A 21,098-nucleotide genomic window follows, 5' to 3' on the forward strand; every position below is an offset into this window, starting at 1 on the left:
TTTCGGTTCGCCTCAAATGAGCTTGAGCTTTGTCGCCAATGCCGTCGCCTGCGCCTGCGTGTCGGCATTGAGCTTTTTGCGGGCGTTGTTCATATGGAAATTCACATTCGCGTAAGTCATGTTCTCGATCATCGCGATCTCTCTCATGGATTTGCCTTCGGAGGACCACTTCAGCATAAGCGCCTGCTTGGCAGTCATACGGATGCTCGGTTTTGCCGTGGGTTCCACTTCCGCTTGTTCAACCCGCGCGTGAAGCTGAGCGACGGCCGTCGCGGCTGTGACCGGGTCGATATCTCGCTTCAGCGAAAGAGATGGCTTGTTCGAGGCAATGGTCAGCATCGCCGTGCGTCGGAATGCAGTCGCCACCGGAATTGTGATGCCCGATCGGATGCCGAAACCGGCAGCATCCAAATAGAACTGCCGAACACGTCTTGATTTGGCCTTCCGCGTAATTTCCGAAGACCAAGTGAACGCCCTCATCGTCGACCTGGCGAATAAGACCACGGGATCAATCTCGACGAAGCTCTTGGAGAGATACCGATCCTGCCATTCGGGAGGATAGTTCGATACAGCGAATGTTCCGACCGGCTGAATATGGAGGTAGGCGTAATATTCGAAGCCCAGTTCCCCCGTGAGTTCGGTGAGCGCTTCGTTGAACATCTCCCGGGTGCGCGCGACCGTGGTAACATCGATTAGCTTCTGAAACCAAAACTTCACCTGTAATCCCCCTTTTGTTCTATCCCACCTCACTGTTGCCCGTCCCAAACAAGACCAGGACGTCTAGTCGGCGGCTCCTTTCAATGAGCGGCAGCGCCAACGGCCCTGCAGGGCTCGAGCCCCCGAATCTGACAGAACCATCAGGCATCGATTCTAGGAAACGTGCCGAGAACGCCAGGCTCATCTCTCCACCTCCCACTTCAACGACCTACTCTCCATGCGCTGATCGGCGGCGCTTCTTGCTGGTCCCTTCAGAATGCTCGCCGGCAAGCTTACGCGGTCGTGAAGCAGATGCGAGCGAACGAGCGATTTCCACAATCTCGTCGCGGTTCGCGGTGGGGTCTTCCTTGTTCCAGGCGAGTCCCATGCCGATCGTAAAATCCACTYCCTCCACGTCCCGAAGGAGAAACGATCGATGAGGCAGATCCTGCGTCCATTCGGGAACGAAACCGACGCCAATTCCGGCGGCAACGAGCGAAACCATAGAGAGGGTGTCATCGCAGCTGTAGGCGACGTGATCGACAAGGCCGTGTTTTCTAAACTGCTCGAAGAAATACTTTTCCGTATAAGATAGGTTTGAGCGGGAAAAGGAGATGATCCGCTCTCGTTTCAGATCGCTCATCGTAATTGTTTGCGCCGTCGCCAGCGGACTTTCAGTGGGCACTGCCAGAAGATAGCGTTCATTGGCGATGCTCTGCCAGCGCAGCGATCCGATGTTTTCGACCGGCCGGATGAAACCGAGATTGATGCGGCCCTTTTCCAGATCGCGGATGATCGCATCGGTGGAGCCGCTGCTGATGTGAATCTGGATATCCGGAAACCTCTTGCCTAGCTTGCTTAGAAAGAGCGGCAGGACACCGAAGGTTGCCGGGTATATGGTTCCGATCGTGATCCGGTCGACATTCTTGCCCGCAACGGCACGTACGACAGCGGAGCTGTTTTCGATCTCCTTGAGAACACGGATACACCGTTCGTAGAAAACTTCGCCGGCCTTGGTCAATTGAACGCGACGGGTGGAGCGGGTGAGAAGCTGCACGCCGAGCTGCTTTTCCAGCGTCTGGATCTGCACGCTGAGGGCGGGTTGCGCCATGGATAGCGTCGCCGCAGCGCGGCCGAAATGAAGTTCCTCGGCCAGCGCCGCAAAGCATCTCATCTGACGGACTTCCATTCTCTATCTCCATCTACCTAGGCCTTTCCGCCAGGTGCAGATCATCTATTAATCGCCACCTTGGATCAATATGTTATTTTTTGATAAACCAGAACCCATAAATTCCAATAGTAGACGGCGAATCGCCTTTGCCCTATCGATGGGATATGAAATCGAGCCTCGAACATCTGCCCGAGAAGAAGCAGCGCGAGCTTGCCCGCGTCGTCGAGATCATCCACGAGGAGTTTGCCGATACACTCGCGGGAAGCTCGGCCGCCTTCAAGACGCGTGGGCGGATCCTGAAGATCATTCTCTTCGGCTCCTATGCCCGCGGCACCTTTGTCGACGAGCCGCATACGATGAAAGGCTACCGCTCCGATTACGATATCCTGGTCATCGTCAGCTCCAAGAAACTGGCCGAGCCGCAGTACTGGGACAAAACAACCGACCGGCTGCTATGGGACAAGGGTGTCTCAACGCCGGTGGGGCTGATCGTGCATGGCGCCCGGGAGGTGAACAACTTCCTGGCCGACGGGCAATATTTCTTCGTCGACATCCTGCGCGAGGGCATCGTGCTCTACGAACTCGATGACCGGCCGCTGGCCGAACCAAAGCGGCTTTCTCCCGCCGATGCGCTCAGGGTGGCGAAGGAGCATTTCGAAAGGCAGAGCCAGAGTGCTGCTGAGTTTCGGCAGCTAGCTCAGTACGCCATTCAAAATGATTGGAGGAATAGGGCGGCTTTTCTCCTCCATCAGGCCGTCGAGACCGCCTATGCCTGCCTTCTTCTGACGCTCACCAATTACAGCCCGCCATCTCATAACCTCAAATTCCTGCGTGGTCTTGCCGAGGATCACGACCGCCGGCTCATCGAAGCTTGGCCGCGCGACCAGCACCGCTTCACCGCCTGGTACAACATCCTCAACGAGGCCTATGTGAAGGCCCGCTATTCGAAACACTTCGAGATCACCGAGGAAGCCCTCGCCTGGCTTCTCGAGCGGACGGAACATCTCCACCGCCTCGTCGAGACGATCTGTAAGGAGCAGTTGGTGGAATTGGAGCGAAAAGCGGGCGTGAGCTGACGTCTGCGGCGCATCTGACGACGATGCTATCGACAGTTCTCCTTCCTATCGCCCGTAATGCTGTTTTGCCTTTTATCTTAAATCGAGGCCTTAAAATCGTCTGTGCTCCGTTCGCGGCTTATTTATCCTGATGTGGCGCGGCGCTGCCTTTGGCACAAATCAGCACTAGCTATGGCACACCAAAACGAACTGTCTTCTTGACGGCAATTGATAGCTAAGCCAAATCCTCTCTGTCTGAAAGCGGCGGACGTGACAGCTACCACACGACCGATGCGGCCGGTCTCGTAATAGCGAGAGCGCATAACTATGAAGCATCGAAGAGGCATAGGACTAACCGCCGCCGCTCAGCGGCGATTTATCCGCCTAGAGTGTCCCGAGTTCGAATGGGAGACCTTCGCAAGTCTCCCACAATGGTTTGAGCTATACGCCGGCTGCACCTGCGAGGCCATGAGATACGTCGACCGCTACGAGCTGGCGAGACGCTGGGGAAAACTACCTATATCAGAAGCCTCACACCGCGCCTCTTCTGCACATGTTGCGAGAAGAAGGGCACAAGCGCATTCTGGCTCTATAAGGCTCCTCGGTGATCCCAAGGGTGTGAGAGAATGCATCAGGTCTGGCCATTGCCGAACCTGATGCCGACGCCTCAGAACCTGTAGCTCAATCCGAGATTTCCGCCCCAATTGCTGTCTATGTCCTTGCCGGCCGAGAAGTCGATATCGGCATGGACCTGGAGCTTGTCGCTGATCTGGTAGGCAAAGCCCGCGCCCACTTCGCCGCGCGTTCCGTCGAAGGCGTTGTTGAACTCGACGGTGTTGATCCTCAGCTTGTTGCTGTCGACGAATTCCTGCGCCACCGCGAAGCGGACATAGGGCTGGAAGACGCCGCCGTTCTCGAGCTTGTGGTTGATGCCGATCGTGGCGCCGATACGGCCCTGTACCGAGCCATAGGCATCGCCATGGGCGGTCATGCCGTTGTCGAGGCCATAGTCGAACGAGCCGACGCGCAACGCCGCAAGCTGGGCGAAGGGCTCCGCATACCAGCCGTTGCCGAGATCGTAGGTCTTGCCGACCTCGATCTGGCCGCCGATGCCGGTGGCGCTGTAATCGCCGCGCGCCGGGCTGCCGTCGCTCATCACCACGCGGGCGTCGTTGGAGAAGCGGTTCACCTTGAAGAGACCGTCGACATAGAGCCCGTCATTGCCAAGCCAGGTGGCGTAGATGCCGCCATAGCCGCTGTCGATATCGCCCCTGGAGCCGGCGTCGAACTTGACGGCGGAGTTCGAATAGCCGCCGAAGACGCCGAGGATCACCGGCAGGCCGCCGAGATTGACTTCGGTTTCCGCACCCACCTGCAGGCCCCAGAGCGACTGGTCGAATTCGACGCCGGCAGCACCGTTGCCGTTGAAATCGCGGCCATAGGTACGGCCCCAGATGCCGTTCTCGCCCTTGCCCATGCGGACATCGTCCATGCGGCTCCGCAGGGTTCCGGTCTCGCCGTACCAGACGTTGGCGGATGCCGCATGCAGGCCGATGACGGTCTTGGCGCTTTCGGATAGATCTCTCGGCGGATCGACGGGGTCAGGACCAGGACCAGGACCAGGGCCGGGACCAGGATCGGGATCGACAGGGCAATCAACGCCTGGCGTGCAGATCGGTGGAGTGTCGGGACCAATCAGCTTCCAATCGTCACCGACCTTGTAGAGGCGGTACTTGTAAACACCCAGGTCAACCGCTCTACCAAGAAGGCTGAAGCTCGCATTGCCCCCGTTAGTGTCAACGATCGTCAGTTCGTTATCGCTTGTCGGGTCAACACCGGAGTTCTTCACACGCAGCACGTGGTCACCCTGGGCGCCGTCGGTCTCGGTGACAACCAGTTTGTCGCCAACACCGCCGGCGATATCGGTTGCCATATCGAAAGTGCCATTGCCCGAAAGAGTGTCAACGGTCAGCGTGTTGAATGAAGAGCCCGATCCATCGCTGATCTCAACCCCACCGCCAGCCATGAAGAGATTGGTTACGCCRCCATCGGCGATCATCTTCCAACTGCCGCCAGAGTTCAGCGCCAGATTTTCGACGCCGGTAATCTGCCCTTCCAGACTTGCATTGTTTTGAAGGGTTATGTCGGCAGCACCGCCTCCTTCAACCGCGATGTTTCCTTCGAGTGCGGAGTTATCGACCGTGAAGTCAACAGTGCTGAACTGGTCGACTTCCAGAATGTTGCCATTGCCACCGATGAGCGTCGAGCCATTGGCAATAGCGATATCTACATCGGTCGGCAGAGCAGGGGTCCCACTGACCGAAATTGCCGCTCCATTTATTCCTGCGAGATGAGACCCGTCCACAGTCAGATGGCGGCCGTAGCTCGGATAGTCAGGGGTGTCGCCGTTGATAATCGAGATGCCTGCTACTTGGCCGGTTACGCGCGATCCGTAAAGCCTCACCGTTCCTGTATTAAGATTGATACCATTTGAAAGAGCACTGGTCGCCGTAACCGACGATCCATAAAGATTCAGCTCACTATTCCGCCTTACAAGAGCACCGCCAATGCCCCCAAGGAGTTCGCTACCATAGATGTCGGCTTTTTGCGGAAAAGCGATGCCGGGGTTATTATCGACATCGCTCATGACCAGCGCGTAATGTTCCGGGCTTACAAGGGTGGACTCAGTGACGAGCGCCGTGCTGCCGTTTCTTAGGTCCAATGCGGGCCTAGTACTCCCAGGTGCAGAGCTAACCGTCGCACCGTTAAGCCTGACGATAGAGTGAATACTTTGAATTCGCCCGGTTACAGCGCCTTCGGTTACGGTCAGCATTGATTGATTTCGCAGTGTCCAATCCTCGGCGGCATCGCCAGGGCGGACTGTGTGAACTGCGCCGTCCAACTCGCCTGCAAGCCCAATTTGACTGCTTGTTGCAATAAGCACGGACGTAAGTGCGGCCAGCTTTGTGCCGCGGCCACTGAAGGCATACATTCGATCTAACCCCATAATTTGGAAAGACGATGATTYGGTATGCTCACGCCAAGCATGAGCAGGGAAACATCATTCGTTGCGGAATGCAACTTTAKCGAACTGCTCTTTAAAGCCTCGCCCTTCCGATGTAACCCAAAATTAGTTCCAAAATGGAACTGATTGAATTTAAGGACACAACCGTGAGGAGGAGTTCTCARCAAAACTCGGGAATCGATATCAATCAATTCGGAAGCAAAAGCTTCCTTTCCGCCGCAAAGGTTCTCTGATCTCAGGGACATCTTTGATAGGAGGATGAAGCGGCCTTCGGAACTGGGCCAAGCGACCAGCGATGCAAGCAGACTCACCGCGACTGAACATTGCTTTCCCGTAATCGGCTTCTATTCCGAATAGGGCGGATCGAGATAGAGGAGCGTTTCTGATCCGTCTACCGATCAATGAACGCCGCCCAGTCGAGATTCTCGACGACCACCAACAAAGCCGCTCGTGCAAGTTCTCTAGCAACGGCGCAAGCTAGGTCAGGTTAAACTGAGCATTGAGGCCCCGCCTGCCGCCATTAGCACGACAACAATCCATGGGGGCATTTTCCAGACAACCAACAGGATGAAGCCTGTCAGAGCAAGCACGAAATCGTATGGATTGAGGACGGCGCTGGTCCAGACCGGACTGTAGAGAGCCGCCCCGAGGATTCCCACGACGGCTGCGTTAGCGCCGCGCATAGCCGCTTGGGCCATTGGTCGTTTCCGAAAACTGTCCCAAAAGGGCAGTGCTCCGATCAGCAACAGGAAGCCCGGCAGAAAGATCGCGACGAGGCAAWTGGCTGCGCCGAGAATGCCGTTCGGGTAAGGCCCCATGACGGCACCGAGATAGGCGGCGAACGTGAACAGTGGTCCCGGAACAGCCTGTGCGGCTCCATAGCCGGCCAGGAAGGCATCATTCGTCAGCCAGCCGGGATTGATCACCTCGGTCTGCAACAAGGGCAACACGACATGACCGCCGCCGAAGACCAGGGAACCCGAACGATAGAAGGAGTCGAACAGGTTGAGACCTTGGGATTCGACCAAGGAAGCAATAATCGGCAATCCCGCCAGCAGCAGGAAAAATGCCATTAGGCTCACCATTCCAATAATCGGAGAAATCCCGAAGGACAAATGCGCCGTCCCGCTGGCAGGACCGTTTCGGCACAGCACGAGGCCTGCGAGTGCGCCGGCCAAGATCGCCGCGACCTGCCCGATCGCACCGGCTGCAAACACGACAATAAGAACCGCGGCGAGTGCAATACTCGCCCGCTCCCGGTCGGGGGTGAGTGTCTTCGCCATCCCCCACACCGCCTGAGCCACGACTGCAACGGCCACGATCTTCAACCCATGCAAGAGGCCGGCGCCAATCGGGCCACCGAATGCGCTTGCCGCCATCGCAAAGACGACCAGCAGGATCGCAGATGGCAACGTGAACGCGACCCAGGCTGCAAGTGCTCCTAGCGGGCCGCCGCGTAGCAGGCCGAGCGCAAACCCGACCTGGCTTGAGGCGGGACCGGGAAGGAATTGGCACAGCGCCATAAGATCGGCGTAACCTACTTCATCGATCCACTTGCGACGGACCACAAGTTCATCACGAAAATAGCCAAGATGGGCGATCGGACCGCCGAAGGATGTCAGGCCAAGCTTCAGGAAGGCTAGAAAAACTTCGCCGGCTGTGCCCTGCGGATGACCGATTGCTTCTTCACGAACCGTTTCCGCCGACGACCTCACGAAACAGCTCCTTGGCCTTTTCCCTTGCCAACTCTAGAGCGGCAACGCCGTAGGGCGTGGCATTGTAGATTCTGCGATGTGTGCGGCCTACCCGTTCTGTTCGGGAGGTGAGATACCCCTTCTTCTCCATTGAGTGCAGCATCGGATACAGGGTCCCGGCGGAGACCCTGTATCCATGGTGCGCCAGTTCCTCGATCATCCAGAGACCGTGGAGATCCCCTTCGGCCGCGTGATGCAGGACGTGAAGTCGGATAAAGCCGGAAAGAAGGTCCTGGTGTTCCATTTATCACCATAAAATAAACCTCACTCTCGAAAAACGATATCGGGAACCGAGACTAGAGGCAAAGAGTTTGGCTTGCAACCGTCAAACGGATTGGCGGTTCATCGAAGCACGAACCATAGGAGAATACCGATGGTCAGTGAAGCCGATCGTGATCCGCGCCATCATACGCAAAAGATGCAGACACGCCTGCAGGAGACCATGGACCACCTGCGAGAAGACATCGAGAAGGTCGACGAGCCGCAACTGAAGGCCATGTTCGAAACCGCAGCCGAGGTGCTGGGCGGCTTGAAGAAGGCGTTCGGCGACTACGAGAAGAAGAACGAGGCGGCATGGCGATAATCCGCCTCGACAGCAGGAGTGCTGGCATGCATGAGCAATTACGCTAATGTACGGACCTGGCGAACCTGCTCAGCACCCTTTTGGACCGGTTGCCGCGGTCCATAGCCGTGGATGACCTTCTACATGCAATGGGTGATCGGGGAATTGTCGCCACCAGCTGTTCGGGTGTTACCGGCATCCTGATTTCGATAGCCACGCTTCTCTGTGGTCGGAACCCTGTCCATCTCCCGTTCGAAATTCGAAATGGCTTCCGAGATCCAGGGATCAACACTGTCGGTCGCAAAGTCGTCGTTCCGACGCTTCAACCGGCGCAGCAACCGTGTGGTTATCCAATTGTCAAATCCCACGCCTGGCTCCTATCTAAGCGAGGTCCGGGCGACCGTCCTCGTTCACTCGCCCAGACCTCCGCCGCAATGACGCGACATTCTCAAATTGACCATTTGCGAGATGAACATATCTTGAACGGCTTCACCACAAGCCCCGGCGCAGCAGGCGTCATCATAACGGCACCGCTCTGGTGGCAATTTCTCGTTGGTGTCTTCAATGGTTGCTATGGCTCGCCTGCCATCTGTAGAGCCTTCTGATGCCCAGACTGGAAAGGTGCATATCTAGCGAAGTCGGTTCGATGTTGCGTTGCAATATCGATGCATCATGGATAGCTTCAGCCCGCAGCCCCGTGAAGTCCGCCGTCATTATGTTGGGATATGATTTTGCAAAGGACGTCTGATGCTTGCTACCCCAAAATCGAAGTCGAAAGACCTTGAAGCAATCGCTCGTTCCGGTGGAACGTTCCGTCGTATCACAGCCCGCATACCGACTTACCTCGCCGATGTGCGCGAGAAGCCGACATGGCTGCCGATGTTTCTTCTGGCGCGAACCATGCCATTTCGGCGGGCCCATTGGCTCTTGGCCAAGCCGATCCCCGCAGTAAAAATAACCGCACCATCCATGTTTGGAACCTTGGACGGGCAAACGATCGCGGCAGAGTTGAAAAGAACGGGAATCTTTGTCGGCTTGACATTGCCAGACGACATTCACCGCGAGATTGCCCGCTTTGCAAAACAAACGCCCTGTTTCGGAAATTTCGAACGCAAGCTCGAGTTTCTCGCCGAGGAGCATGAAGAGGCCGAACGTCGGTTCGGCCGCTCCATCCTAAGCGGCCACCACTATGAAAGGGTCCTCGACTGTAAAGCAGCGGTTGCCGTACAAAATGACCCGCTCCTCTTGGAGGTGGCGAGGCATTATCTTGGAGGTGAGGCCAAGCTGATCACAACCCGGACCTGGTGGAGTTTTCCGACGAAGGCGGCTTCCGAGGCCGATCTCAGCCGCGCCTCGTTCAAATACCACTTCGACCTCGACGACTGGCGCATGCTGAAGTTCTTCTTCTATCTCTCCGATGTCGACGAGAATGCTGGTCCACACGTCTATGTCCGTGGCAGCCATCAGCGCCGACGGTTGAAACACCAATTGACGATGCTGGTTGGTCATCCAGCAGAGGAGATTTTGGACTACTATGGCGCAGACAGTGCCATGACGTTAACCGGTCCGGCCGGTACCGGCTTTGTCGAGGACCCTTTCGGTTTCCATATGGGGAGCCTGGCCAGGCAGACACCGCGGCTTATGATGGAAGTCGGATTTGGCGTATCAAAACCGTCGAAGCGACGCTACCATGGTGAACCGGTCATCCGATAAGCAAGAATTGGGATGCGCGTCGCCAGACCATGAAGCGCTCCCGGAACTGGAGTGCGATATCTTGCCATGGTTTTCAGAAACCCGACAGCACTGGTCAATTCCCAACCCAGCTTGTCCGTCTGACACGCGTTCTATGGTCGACGCGATTGTCGGCCATGGACGTGCCAAGCTCATTTATTGAGCACTCCGCCATGCAGGCGTTCCATTCCTCGTTTGGCTGGAGCGGCACATCATAGCGGGCGACAGGTCACTTTCGCTGGCCAGGTTAAAACCGGCACTTGGGCTGATCATCTTCATGATGGCCTGCCTTATCGCCTTACCGATTCCCTTCGGCAACATGCTGCCCGGTCTCGCACTCTTATCTTTACTCTGGGACGGCATAACGTGATGCATGGCGATCGGCGCAGGATTAAAGGTTGCGTTCTTTGCAGCCAGAGCCAGTGACGCCGTCCTTGCTGGAGGCCGGTCGCTGGTCACCGGATGGATGGGTATCGAACGCTCTTCCAATCAACCGAATGGCTAGGCGTCCTGCGCCTCGCCGATTTCTCTGACTTGATTCTGGAGGCTCATGCGATCTAACGAAGCAAACGGCAGATTGATGAAGATGTTAAGGCGACGTTCCAGGCCGGACAGCACCTGCATGAAGGCCTGCTTGCGTTCCCAGGTTTCACCCTCGACGAGAATCGGATCCGGGCAACGCCAATGTGATGTGATCGGCAGGCCCGGCCATTCCGGAAGTGCTTCGCCAGCGGCAGTGTCACTGAGCGTAAAGACGAAATCCAGTTCGGCGGCCCCGGCCTCAGCAAGCACCCCAAAATGGCGCGGCGTCAGTTCTTCTATAGGATAATCGGAACTCCGGAGCAGTTCCAGCACAGCCGGCTCGATCACCGGCGCAGGATCGACGGCCGCGCTGACCGCCTCGAAACGCCCCTTGCCGATTTTATTCAAAATGGCCTCCGCCATCACGCTGCGTGCGGAATTGCGACGTGACAGGAAGAGTACGCGGTAAGTCCCGTTCTGCATCGTAAGCCCCCTCGGATAACGATATCGGAAACCGATAAAGATATGTCGGGGTTTGATGACAGTTCTATGAAGCCCGCAATGCTTCTTTCAGCGCACAAGGCTTCAAGGGTTCAGACCTCCTCCTCCATTGCGATCTGCGAGACCTCTGCCGCCCCGTCGCTGGCCTTGGCTGGGGGAGAATTTTGACTTCACCTGCGGCGAGAAATCATTTAAGATTCAACCTGCTTGACATGGGTGGCGCCTGTGCTTCCGGACGACGCGATCTTCGCTGTGAGACCGTCCGGCCACATTTCCCGCGCCGGACTCTCGAAGGAGAGTCGCCATGTCGAAGCCATTGAAGAATGTCACGGAACCGCCAAACGAGGCGGGTGTGCAACATGACGTCGCGGTCGCGGCGGCCGTGGAACTCGCGATGGAGTTTTACGGCTGCGACGCGGTAACGGCCGCGGCAAAGCGTGCGGTCGAGGCCAGGGACCTCAACCGTGCGAGCCATTACCAATTCTGGCTGCATGTCTTCAAATCCCTGAAATCCCAGCCAAGCCTGATCAACGAAATCTGCCATTCAGGGCGATGAAGCCGCCCCCGGCAAAGCCTGGGCAGCCCGCAAAAGTCCAGGCTGCCCGGCTCATGCCTTCGGAGCCGGTCGACCAAGCCTGACGCTCATCGTTAGGCCGGCTGAAGCATAATGCGATTAATATCGTTTCCCTATCAATATTGCAAAATCAATATTGGAGATCGTGAGACTGGCCGGCGCAATGTCACCAAACCGACAACACCAACAAGGGGATCGTCATGAGGTTTTCTGCGCTGTGCGCAAGTGCGCTTGTAACAATGGGTTCGGCCGCGAGCGGTCATGCCGAAACGCTCATCGTCAACAGCTACGGCGGACCATACGAAACGATCATCCGCGAAAGGATCATCGAACCCTTTGAAGCCAAATTCGGCATCCACGTCCTCTATGACGCCGTCGGTTCGGCCTCCCAAGACTATGCCAAGATCAAGGCGACCAACGGAAGGCCCGGCTTCGATGTGGTCGTGATGACCGCCTCGCAGTCGCTCGAAGGATGCAAGGAGGGCTTGCTGGCGGAATTTTCACCAGAGGAGGTTCCCAATCTTGAGCATTTGTCGCCAGCGATCGCCGGCGTCGCTGGCCCCTGTGGCGCCGTTCACGAAGTGCAGTATCTCTCGCTTCTCTACCGGAAGGACAAGCTGCCGGAGCAGCTGGACTCCTGGAATTCGCTTCTCGACGATCGCCTCAAGGGCAAGATCATCCTGCCCACGTTCCAGAACGTCATGGCCGCCTACCTGATGGAGATCTTCTCAGTCGCCAATGGCGGCGATCTTCTCGACAATGTTGACCCCGGGTTTGCCGCGATGGCCAAACTCRCCGAACAGTCGATCGGTTTCGAGCAGTCCTCCTCCGTCATGGAGACGTATATCAAGGGCGGTGAAGTCTGGGCCATGCCCTTTTGGAACGGCCGTGCGCAGTTGCTCGTCGATAGCGGCCTGCCGGTCGACTATGTCCTGCCGCAGGAAGGCTCGATCCCACTGGTCGCAACCCTCAACGTGCCGAAACATGCCGCCRACAGGGATGCGGCCCTCAAGTTCGTCAACTTCTTTCTCGAGAAGGCCAGCCAGGAGGCATGGGTCACTGGCTACAAGGTCGGAAGCGCCCGAACCGACATTGATGTGCCCGCTGATATCCGCGCCAAGCAAATCACCACCGAGGCGGATATGAAAGCGCTCCTGCTGCCGGACCTCGCAGCAGTCGCATCCCGGCTTTCTGCCTGGGGTGAGCGCTGGGAACGTGATGTCGTCACGGCGGTCAAGTGAGATCGATCATGACTGACATCGCCCTATCGACCCCGAGAAAATCCCTTGCCATCCTCGTCCCCGTCAGGGGGGTTCTGCCACTGACGGCCCCCTCGCTCGTCCTCTTGCTCTTCTTCGCGATACCAATGGGCATGATGATCGGGATCAGCTTTCAAGGCCCCGCCGCGGACGGACCAACGCTTGCGAGCTACAGCCGCTTCTTCAGCAACGATTTGGTTCTTACCGGCCTGGTCCGTACGATCGTGATGTCTGGCCTCGTTGCGCTTTGCGTAACAGTGCTGGCCTATCCGCTGGCCTATTACCTGGCGCGCTCGACCTCGCGATGGCGAACGATTGTCTTCGCGCTGGCCATCGCACCGGAACTCGCAGGCGTCGTACTTCGAACTTATGGCTGGCTGATTATTCTTGAGGATCGTGGCTTCATCAATTCCGCGTTGATATGGATCGGATTGATCTCGGAACCCTTGCCACTGTCGAGGAACCTGTTTGGGGTGGTGGTCGGGCTGACCCACGTCATCCTTCCCTTTGGCGTCCTCTCGCTGCTGACCAGCATCCAGGGCATCAATCCCAATCTGGAGCGTTCGGCCCAGGTTCTCGGCGCCTCACGGCTTGCCGTCATAAGGCACATCATCCTGCCGCTGTCCGTGCCGGGGATCGTCAGCTCGCTCCTGATTGGCTTCACCATGGCCGCAAGCGCCTATGCAACCCCAGCCCTCCTTGGGGGCGCCGGTTTCAAGGTCATGGCCACAATGGTTTATGAGCAGGTGCTCTTCTATCTGGACTGGCCTTTCGCGGCGGTGATGGCGAACGTTCTGCTTATCCTGATGCTGGCTGCGGCCTTCCTCGGATCCAAGCTCGAGTCACGTCTTCATAGAAAACTTCACCTTTAACTGCGGGAGGCTCCTATGAACCGCTTGCTCACCTTCCTCTTCAGGATGTCGCTCGCCGCCATTCTTGCCTTCATCACGCTTCCGCTTGTCGTCGTCATTGCAGCTTCTTTCAGCCCCACGTCAGCCGTAACGTTCCAGCCGAGCCAATGGACGCTGCAATGGTATGAAGCGCTTTGGGACCGCCGATGGCTCGATCCGTTTCTACTCAGCGTCGAATTGGCAGCCATCGTGTCCGTGACAAGCGGATTGCTCGGGGTGCTTGGCGCCTACAGCGTCGCCTACGCGAAGTGTCCGGGGCACACCGCCATCATGTCGTTCCTCCTGTCGCCCATGTCGGTTCCGCAAATCGTCAAAGGCGTGGCGATCGTCCTGTTCCTGTCCTCCGTCGGCCTCTACGATCTGCTCGGGACACCAGGCCTCATCATGGCTCACATCATCCTGACCCTGCCCTATGTGGTGCGCATGGCGGCGACGGCGATGTTCAATTTCGACAAGCGGCTGGATCGGGCGGYGCGTATCCTGGGTGCCGGTGCCGCGGACCGGATCCGATATGTCCTCTTGCCGCTGATCCGCTCCGGCCTCTTTTCCGGAATGACCTTCGCCTTCATCATTTCTTTCAACAACATCCCACTTTCTGTCTTCCTGGTCAGGCCTGGACAGACGACGCTTCCCATCACCGTCATCAATCATCTCGAATACAGCCTGGATCCAGTGCTCGCGGCGGTGAACGTCGCGTCGCTTCTCTTCATCCTGGGCACCATCATCCTTTTCGAAAAGATCGGCGGATTTTCCGCCCATTTCCACGGAGGTAGCAAATGAACACAATCGATATCGAGCTCCACTCTGTGAGCAAACAGTTCGGTTCGAACAGGATCGTCCAGGATGTCAGCCTTGCGATTCCGAAGGGACAATTCGTCAGCATCTTAGGGCCCTCCGGATGCGGCAAGACCACGACCCTGAACATGATCGCCGGGTTCGAAGAGCCATCGAGCGGACAGATCCGCATCCGTGGTCGCGACCAGACGGGCATTCCRCCGGAAGCCCGAAAGATCGGGCTGGTCYTCCAGAATTACGCTCTTTTCCCGCATATGACGGTCGCACAGAATGTCGGGTTCGGCCTTAGAATGCAGGGCCGTCCGCGGGAGGAAGTCGCGGATGAAGTCACGCGCACCTTGAAAAGCGTTCATCTCGAAGGCTTCGAGAGCCGCTATCCAAAGGAGTTGTCTGGCGGCCAACAGCAGCGGGTCGCGGTGGCCCGCGCCATTGCACCCTCCCCCTCTGTACTGCTTCTCGATGAACCGCTCTCCAATCTCGACCTCAAGCTCCGAGAGGCAATGCGCGTTGAGTTGAAGGAGATCCAGGAAGCGCTTGGCATGACCTTCATCTACGTCACCCATGATCAGGAGGAGGCAATGGCGATGTCAGACCGGATCATCGTCATGCAAGGCGGTGTCGTGGCTCAGGAAGGAGCGCCGGCCGAGATCTACAACCGCCCGAAAACGTCTTTTGTGGCGGATTTCGTCGGCAAGTCCAACATCCTGCCGGTCTCCGCAGCCGGCGGATCCGATCAAAATCTGAAGCTGTACCTGGGCGCGGCAAAGATACCGATCACCGCTGCCCGGACACCGGACGTCACTCCCGACAGTGTGCGTTTCTGTTGCATCCGTCCGGAGGCGGTTAGGCTCGCCGATGCGGCGGGCGCCCTCGATGAACCGGTGAACCGGTTGACGGGCACCGTCCAGAAGGTCGTCAACCTTGGCGCCTATCTCGAAACGTGGATGCTTGTAGATGGCCAGATCACATTGAAGGCGATGATCCGCTCGACGCGCCTCGACAGGCTCTCGACGGGTTCCCGCGTAGACCTTGCCATCGCCCATTCCGCTGTCCAGCTGCTGGAGCAGTAGTGCTTATTCATTTCACATAKTTATCAATGAATGTGAATTGATATTGGAAACTCCATAAGGACCTCCACTAAGCTCAATGTGATCCCAAGCCGGGATCTACTACTAGGAGGCGAAAGATACCCATGAAAACGAAGGTCTCAGCAGTTCAAAACGGCAGCAATGTCTGCGCCGACATTGTCGGCTTCGATTTCTCCGACTACGACGCTGCGGATATTGCCGCAGTTCGATCCTATTGGCTGCAATACGGAGTCATCCGCTTTCGCACAGCCAATATCACAGACCAGCAGCAGGTCGATTTCTCCCGCCATTTCGGCGATTTCGTCATCCATCCCAAGCAATTGCAGGAAGGTGGACATCCCACCCATCGCGAGATCCTGGTGATCAGCAATGTGATGACGAACGGCAAGCCGAGCGGCGCGCTCGGCAACAGCGAGGCGACCTGGCACACGGACACATGGTTCTACGAGCGCCCGCCGGCTGGCGCCATTCTCAGAGCGATCGAGGTTCCTCCTTCCGGCGGCGACACCTATTTCCTGTCGACCTATCATGCCTACGAGACGCTCCCCGAAGAATTGCACAAGGCCGTTGAGGGGCGGCAAATCTTCTTCCAGAACGTCTACGACAAAACGGGGAAACTGCGCCTCGGGAAATCCGAACCGAGAAGTGCAGATTTCCGCGAATGGAACGGTGTCGTCCATCCGCTGGTCAGAACCCATAGCGAAACGGGCCGTAAAGCGCTCTATCTTGGTGGGACGCCGGAAGGCTCATGGATCGTCGGCATGCCGCTCGATGAGAGCAACGACCTGATAGCAAGGCTTTGGGATCACACCACCGGCACGCCTGATGTCTTCGTCCAGAAGTGGAACGTTGGCGACATCGTCATGTGGGACAACCGGTGCACGATGCACCGGCGCGACTCCTTCGATCCCAACACGATCCGGATCATGCACCGCACCACGACGTCCGGCGAACGTCCGGTTTGAGCCAAGATAACAGAGCAGATCGGAGCTTCCGTCGGATGACTGAGCCATACAGGATCAAAGAGCAGCCTGAAGCAATTCCAGAAGCGCTGCGAACCCTCCTGGAGGGTGTCGAGACTGCAACCATCGGCCATTTCGAATATTCCGGATTTGCCGGGGCAGACATTGCACCGGTATTTCCAAGCAAGGCGATCGGAACGGCGATCACCGTGGCCGCGCCTGGCCGCGATGGAGCCGTCATCTATAAGGCCATCGATCTGCTCCGCCCGGGAGATGTTCTCGTCATCTCCCGGGTCGACCGGGACGACATTGCCTGCGTCGGCGGCGGGGTCGTCGCGGCTACCCGAGCCCGTGGCGCCATGGCCATCATCGTTGATGGACCTTGCACCGATATCGAGGAAATTCGCGACAGCCAATTTCCAGTCTGGTGCTGCGGCGTCTCGTCCAAGACGACCAGCCGCCGACATCAGATCGGCGGCGCGATCAATGTCCCGATCGCCTGCGGTGGTGCGGCCGTTCTCCCTGGCTACGCGGTCCTGGCAGATACCGAGGGCGTCTTTGTCGCCGAGCCCTCCGATATGCACCGCATTGGCGAAATTGCCCTCAAGCGACAACAGCGGTCCCTCGCGCTCCGGCCTCATCTCGAGGCGGGGCATTCTATCTTTGAACTGGATCGGATCGTGCCATGAAGATTTCCCTCGTCCAGATGAACTCTCAGCCCGATCGCGACGGCAACTTGCGTGCGGCCGAGAGCCTGATGCTGCAGGCGGTCGCAAGGGACGCGCCCGATCTTATCGTTCTTCCGGAACATTTCGACTGGTCCGGAGGTACCCCCGCGGAGAAACGCGCCGCAGCTGATCATATGCCGGGCGGCGAGGCCTATTGCATGCTGCAGTCATTCGCCGCTCGACACAAGGTCTGGATCCATGGCGGCAGCCTGCTCGAAAGGACTGAGGAAAGTTCAAAGATCTACAATACGACGGTGGTCTTCGATCCAGAAGGCAACGAGGTCGGCCGCTACCGCAAGGTTCACCTGTTTGACATCGAGGCACCCGATGGCAAGATCTATCGGGAGTCGGAAACCGTGATGCCTGGAGAAGGCCTGTTTGTCTACGAAGCGCACGGTTTCAGGATCGGGTGTGCCATCTGTTATGATCTCCGCTTTTCCAGACTTTTTGACGCACTCGCAAACGCGGATGTTGATGTCATCATTCTGCCTGCGGCCTTCACGTTGCAGACCGGCAAGGACCATTGGGAGGTGCTCTGCCGTGCGCGTGCGATCGAGCATCAGGTCTATTTCGTCGCTTGCGGACAGTGGGGAAGCTATAGTGCAGCGGATGGAGACCGCCGTTTCACCTACGGCAACTCTCTTGTCTGCGATCCTTGGGGACAGGTCATAGCTCGAGCCGTCGATCAGGTCGGCATTGTTTCAACACACCTCGATCACGCTCGTGTGGCGGCCATCCGGCAGCTCATTCCTTCCGCTTTGCATAGGGTTTCTTTCAGCGATCTGGCACGCGAGCAACGAAGCTGCGGCACCGCAACCTGCAGCCAATGCGCATCATGCACCTCGCGCGCACAAGCCTCCGGGACTCCAATTTCTGTTTGTGACACGGCGGAAAGACAAGCCTGAGGTGGTCAGCACCGCGCGGCGGAATCGTCCACTCGTCTGTCAACGAGCGCAACAATCCGGCAACGGCTGTCGCGACGGTTCCTCTCAGCGAAGTCGTTCGCTTGGAGAAGACAAAAATGTATCCCAATCTTTCCTTTAATTCACCTGTTGAGGATGTGAGATTGCTTACCGTCGCATAACATCGGAAACTCCGCGGAGGACGGTGATGGAAAGCACGCCTATATATATTTCACTTGCTGAAATGAAGCGCCTCGGAGTCCAGCTCGAAGCAGATGCACTTCATAACGCCGCGAAGGAGGCTTGGTCCGATATCCGCTTGGGTCGGGCCCGTGGTCTGAAATCCGTCCTGTCCTTCCACGAAGCTGATCTGTGGAGCCAGCCACAATTCGAAGCTTATCGAAACGAGCTGCACGGCGAGCGGTTAGGGTGGAAACTCTCCGCGCTGTCCAGCGTCGGGGCTCGTTACGCGGCAGTCAAGGTCGTCGGAGCCAATGCGATAAATCGCCTAATGGGCCAGTCCCGTTCGACCTCGACGATTGTTCTGCTCGACGGCTTCACACTGCGCCCTCTTTGCGTGATGGACGGGACAGAGATCTCTGCGGCGAGAACCGCGACCTACGCCTCTGTGGTGCTCGAGCTCTTCTTTTCCAAGGCAGAAAATCTCTCGGTCTTCCTTTTCGGGGCGGGGCCGATTGCCGAGCAGATCATCAAGGTGCTCGGCCATTTCGGCTCCGGCATTATTTCGAACATTTATGTGCGCAGCCGGTCAGGTATTTCCGCACACCAGCTCGTCGAGAGACAAGGAAAAGCGCTTGGAATTCGGCTTGAAGCTGTCGCCGATAATAAGAAGCTTTGTGACTGTCGGCTCGTCATCACGGCTTCCAATGCCGATGCACCAGTCTTTGAGACGACAGAAATTTACCCGAATGCCATTGTCCTCCATCTCGGTGGAGACGAGACGTCGGCCTCCTACATCCAGAACGTTCTTCGATCGGGAATAGCTCTCTGTGACGACATTTCCATGGTGTCTCGGCGAAACTCACAAAGCCTGGCGCTTTACTTCTCGCGCATGGGGTCCACCTTGGAACAAGTCGGTCCGATGCTTGGTGTGTCCAACTTAGCAGACTTCCGTGATGCGAGCGCCGCATCGGAACGCCCGATCCTCATTACTTGCGTGGGCCTGCCGATGCTGGACCTCTACGTTGCCGCGCAGGTGTACGAAACCTGGTTTTTGCCGGATCCCCACACGGCATCATCCCCTCATTCGTCTAGCATGGCCTGAGCGCCAGCACAGGCGCTAAAGTTGCCTCGGAGGAGCGGATGTATGCCACCGAAGTCCTTGCAGAATATCTGACGAACTATCCTTCCGACTCCCTGCCGCCTGATCTCGGGGAACGTGCCGTCTGCTGCATTCTGGACGCAATCACCGCCGCCGTCGTCGGCCACGATATTGCGAGCGTGCGCGCAACCCGTAGGATCGCCCAGCACGAGTTTGGACCCAGCCGAGCACCGATCTGGTTTACGGGGGAAGAACTTGGTGTAACTGCTGCGGCATTTTGTAATGCTGCGTCAGCGTCTGCGCTCGATTTCGACGACGGTCACCGCGGTGCGCGCGGTCACCCCGGTGCTGCCGTAATACCCGTAGCCCTCTCCGTGGCCTCTGCGATCGATGCGTCCGCCGACGATCTGCTGACCGCAGTCGCTCTCGGATACGAGACTGGACTTCGCATTGCCGTCGCGCAGAATCCGGAAGCGATTAAGAGCCGACAATCGGGACGGTGGACCGGCTATGCTGCCGTCGCTACCGCCGGCCGCCTTTACAAACTCCAGCCGGCGGCACTTGCACACGCACTTGCAGTGGCCGGCGTTCTCGCACCGAACCAGGAGGCAAATGGGAGCTCCGGCTATGCCGACCTCACCGGGAACGACGTCAAGGAGGGTATTCCCTGGAGTATTGTTACAGGCCTGACGGCCTTGCGCCTCGCGGAGCTGGGATTTACCGGACCACAAGACTTGCTCGATCACGCGTCACACTTCAACTACCAGCGCATTGTCACGGATTTGGGTGCGCCAACTGAGATCTCGAGAGTCTATTTTAAGCTCTATTCGTGCTGCCGATACATTCACCCTGCGCTTGACGCCTTGGCAGCACTTTTGGGGGATGCTGACATCGGACCCGAGCAGATCGCGGCCATCGAAGTGCAGACGTTTCAATGGGCGCAGCGGCTCTCAAACAGCGTGTCTCCCAAGACCTTGACGGAGATCCAATACAGCCTGCCCTATTGCGTGACGATTGCCGTTCTTGACGGACCTGCTGCACTAGCACCAGTTGGACTTGCGCAACTCGGCAGACCCGATCTCTGCGAWTTCGCCCGGAAGGTTCATATCTCGGTCAACCGCGAGATTGACGGGCGGTTTCCGGCAGAGACGCTTGCAAAATTATGTCTGCAAACGACCGACGGCAGGTTGGTTACCTCGGAGGTGACTTCACCGCGCGGCGACAACGTGTGTCCTTTGGTCTGGTCAGATCTCGTTGAAAAATTCTGCAAGGCCACGCGAAACAAGCTTTCCTGGAACGCACAAAAACTCATTCTGCAGGCTCTTCAGGCGCTAAAAGCGGGGGACACTGCTCCCCTCTTCCGATGCCTACGGATGCGATTGATCAACTAAAGCGCTCCGCATTGTGCTGTGGCAATTGGAGCGCTCCATGGTGCCGACACGAGCCATCGCAGCTCCAGCCGCTCTTGCAGTGTCCGGTTCATCCGTTCGACACGATCTTTCTCTGGCTCGACGCTGCACAAGAAAGAAGGCTTTTCGTTCACCTGATATCGAAGCCGCTACGCCCGACCGGATCATTTT

General features: G+C 57.5%; 20 protein-coding genes and 1 pseudogene. 14 read left to right on the forward strand and 7 right to left on the reverse strand.

Annotated elements, in window-relative coordinates:
* Positions 1-12: 12 nt before the first annotated feature.
* Both LCM4573_RS21230 and LCM4573_RS21235 read right to left on the reverse strand, forming a co-directional pair.
* Entirely contained in the window at positions 13-717 is a 705-nt protein-coding gene (locus LCM4573_RS21230) for an autoinducer binding domain-containing protein (protein WP_071008358.1), read from the reverse strand.
* 208 nt (positions 718-925) lie between these two features.
* Positions 926-1,885 carry a LysR family transcriptional regulator gene (locus LCM4573_RS21235; RefSeq protein ID WP_071008360.1) on the reverse strand — a complete coding sequence of 320 codons (960 nt, stop codon included), beginning with the start codon at positions 1,883-1,885 and terminating at the stop codon, positions 926-928.
* Between the two features lie 146 nt (positions 1,886-2,031).
* Between LCM4573_RS21235 and LCM4573_RS21240 the strand changes: the two genes are divergently transcribed.
* Positions 2,032-2,943 carry a nucleotidyltransferase and HEPN domain-containing protein gene (locus tag LCM4573_RS21240; protein WP_071008362.1) on the forward strand — a complete coding sequence of 304 codons (912 nt, stop codon included), beginning with the start codon at positions 2,032-2,034 and terminating at the stop codon, positions 2,941-2,943.
* Positions 2,944-3,589: 646 nt separating this feature from the next.
* On the opposite strand, the gene LCM4573_RS21245 is transcribed toward LCM4573_RS21240, so the two are convergent.
* The 3 genes from LCM4573_RS21245 to LCM4573_RS21255 form a co-directional block, all read right to left on the reverse strand.
* A complete protein-coding gene (locus LCM4573_RS21245) occupies positions 3,590-5,644 on the reverse strand; it encodes an autotransporter outer membrane beta-barrel domain-containing protein (RefSeq protein WP_206744584.1) in 2,055 nt (684 codons plus the stop codon).
* 785 nt (positions 5,645-6,429) lie between these two features.
* Complete coding sequence (gene chrA, locus LCM4573_RS21250; protein ID WP_071008365.1) at positions 6,430-7,662, reverse strand: chromate efflux transporter; 1,233 nt, start codon at positions 7,660-7,662, stop codon at positions 6,430-6,432.
* Positions 7,634-7,945 (reverse strand): PadR family transcriptional regulator, encoded by a 312-nt coding sequence (locus LCM4573_RS21255; RefSeq protein ID WP_071008367.1) that lies wholly within the window; start codon positions 7,943-7,945, stop codon positions 7,634-7,636. Before LCM4573_RS21255 ends, chrA begins: the two co-directional genes overlap by 29 nt.
* Before the next feature lie 129 nt (positions 7,946-8,074).
* Between LCM4573_RS21255 and LCM4573_RS21260 the strand changes: the two genes are divergently transcribed.
* Positions 8,075-8,284 carry a hypothetical protein gene (locus LCM4573_RS21260; RefSeq protein ID WP_071008369.1) on the forward strand — a complete coding sequence of 70 codons (210 nt, stop codon included), beginning with the start codon at positions 8,075-8,077 and terminating at the stop codon, positions 8,282-8,284.
* Positions 8,285-8,403: 119 nt separating this feature from the next.
* Here the strand turns inward: LCM4573_RS21260 and LCM4573_RS21265 are convergent, their stop codons facing one another.
* The gene (locus tag LCM4573_RS21265) at positions 8,404-8,631 is read right to left on the reverse strand and encodes a hypothetical protein (RefSeq protein ID WP_131819003.1); all 228 of its coding nucleotides are present in this window, start codon (positions 8,629-8,631) and stop codon (positions 8,404-8,406) included.
* A 379-nt stretch (positions 8,632-9,010) separates the two neighbouring features.
* Here LCM4573_RS21265 and LCM4573_RS21270 point away from each other — a divergent pair, with 379 nt between their 5' ends.
* The gene (locus LCM4573_RS21270; RefSeq protein WP_071008371.1) at positions 9,011-9,976 is read left to right on the forward strand and encodes a hypothetical protein; all 966 of its coding nucleotides are present in this window, start codon (positions 9,011-9,013) and stop codon (positions 9,974-9,976) included.
* A 202-nt stretch (positions 9,977-10,178) separates the two neighbouring features.
* Positions 10,179-10,364 (forward strand): annotated as a pseudogene (locus LCM4573_RS28970) (exopolysaccharide biosynthesis protein); the annotation flags it as partial.
* Positions 10,365-10,495: 131 nt separating this feature from the next.
* On the opposite strand, the gene LCM4573_RS21275 reads toward LCM4573_RS28970, so the two are convergent.
* Positions 10,496-10,999, reverse strand: a complete 504-nt coding sequence (locus LCM4573_RS21275; RefSeq protein WP_071008373.1) for a hypothetical protein — start codon at positions 10,997-10,999, stop codon at positions 10,496-10,498.
* Between the two features lie 322 nt (positions 11,000-11,321).
* Here LCM4573_RS21275 and LCM4573_RS21280 point away from each other — a divergent pair, with 322 nt between their 5' ends.
* From LCM4573_RS21280 to LCM4573_RS21325, 10 genes are all read left to right on the forward strand, one after another.
* Positions 11,322-11,573, forward strand: a complete 252-nt coding sequence (locus LCM4573_RS21280; RefSeq protein WP_071008375.1) for a hypothetical protein — start codon at positions 11,322-11,324, stop codon at positions 11,571-11,573.
* Positions 11,574-11,791: 218 nt separating this feature from the next.
* Positions 11,792-12,832 carry an ABC transporter substrate-binding protein gene (locus LCM4573_RS21285; protein WP_071008377.1) on the forward strand — a complete coding sequence of 347 codons (1,041 nt, stop codon included), beginning with the start codon at positions 11,792-11,794 and terminating at the stop codon, positions 12,830-12,832.
* A gap of 8 nt (positions 12,833-12,840) precedes the next feature.
* Positions 12,841-13,722, forward strand: a complete 882-nt coding sequence (locus tag LCM4573_RS21290; RefSeq protein WP_071008378.1) for an ABC transporter permease — start codon at positions 12,841-12,843, stop codon at positions 13,720-13,722.
* A gap of 15 nt (positions 13,723-13,737) precedes the next feature.
* Positions 13,738-14,541, forward strand: a complete 804-nt coding sequence (locus LCM4573_RS21295; RefSeq protein WP_071008380.1) for an ABC transporter permease — start codon at positions 13,738-13,740, stop codon at positions 14,539-14,541.
* Complete coding sequence (locus LCM4573_RS21300) at positions 14,538-15,626, forward strand: ABC transporter ATP-binding protein (RefSeq protein ID WP_071008382.1); 1,089 nt, start codon at positions 14,538-14,540, stop codon at positions 15,624-15,626. Before LCM4573_RS21295 ends, LCM4573_RS21300 begins: the two co-directional genes overlap by 4 nt.
* A 122-nt stretch (positions 15,627-15,748) precedes the next feature.
* Positions 15,749-16,609, forward strand: a complete 861-nt coding sequence (locus LCM4573_RS21305) for a TauD/TfdA family dioxygenase (protein ID WP_071008383.1) — start codon at positions 15,749-15,751, stop codon at positions 16,607-16,609.
* 35 nt (positions 16,610-16,644) lie between these two features.
* Positions 16,645-17,295: an RraA family protein gene (locus tag LCM4573_RS21310; RefSeq protein WP_071008384.1), complete on the forward strand. Its 651-nt coding sequence runs from the start codon at positions 16,645-16,647 to the stop codon at positions 17,293-17,295.
* Complete coding sequence (locus LCM4573_RS21315) at positions 17,292-18,239, forward strand: carbon-nitrogen hydrolase family protein (protein WP_083347572.1); 948 nt, start codon at positions 17,292-17,294, stop codon at positions 18,237-18,239. The genes LCM4573_RS21310 and LCM4573_RS21315 overlap by 4 nt, the downstream gene beginning before the upstream one ends.
* 205 nt (positions 18,240-18,444) lie before the next feature.
* Positions 18,445-19,521, forward strand: a complete 1,077-nt coding sequence (locus tag LCM4573_RS21320; protein WP_071008385.1) for a hypothetical protein — start codon at positions 18,445-18,447, stop codon at positions 19,519-19,521.
* 38 nt (positions 19,522-19,559) lie between these two features.
* The gene (locus LCM4573_RS21325) at positions 19,560-20,909 is read left to right on the forward strand and encodes an MmgE/PrpD family protein (RefSeq protein ID WP_071008386.1); all 1,350 of its coding nucleotides are present in this window, start codon (positions 19,560-19,562) and stop codon (positions 20,907-20,909) included.
* Positions 20,910-21,098 lie beyond the last annotated feature (189 nt).

Source organism: Rhizobium sp. LCM 4573, assembly GCF_001854865.1.
In the GTDB taxonomy this organism is placed as follows: domain Bacteria; phylum Pseudomonadota; class Alphaproteobacteria; order Rhizobiales; family Rhizobiaceae; genus Neorhizobium.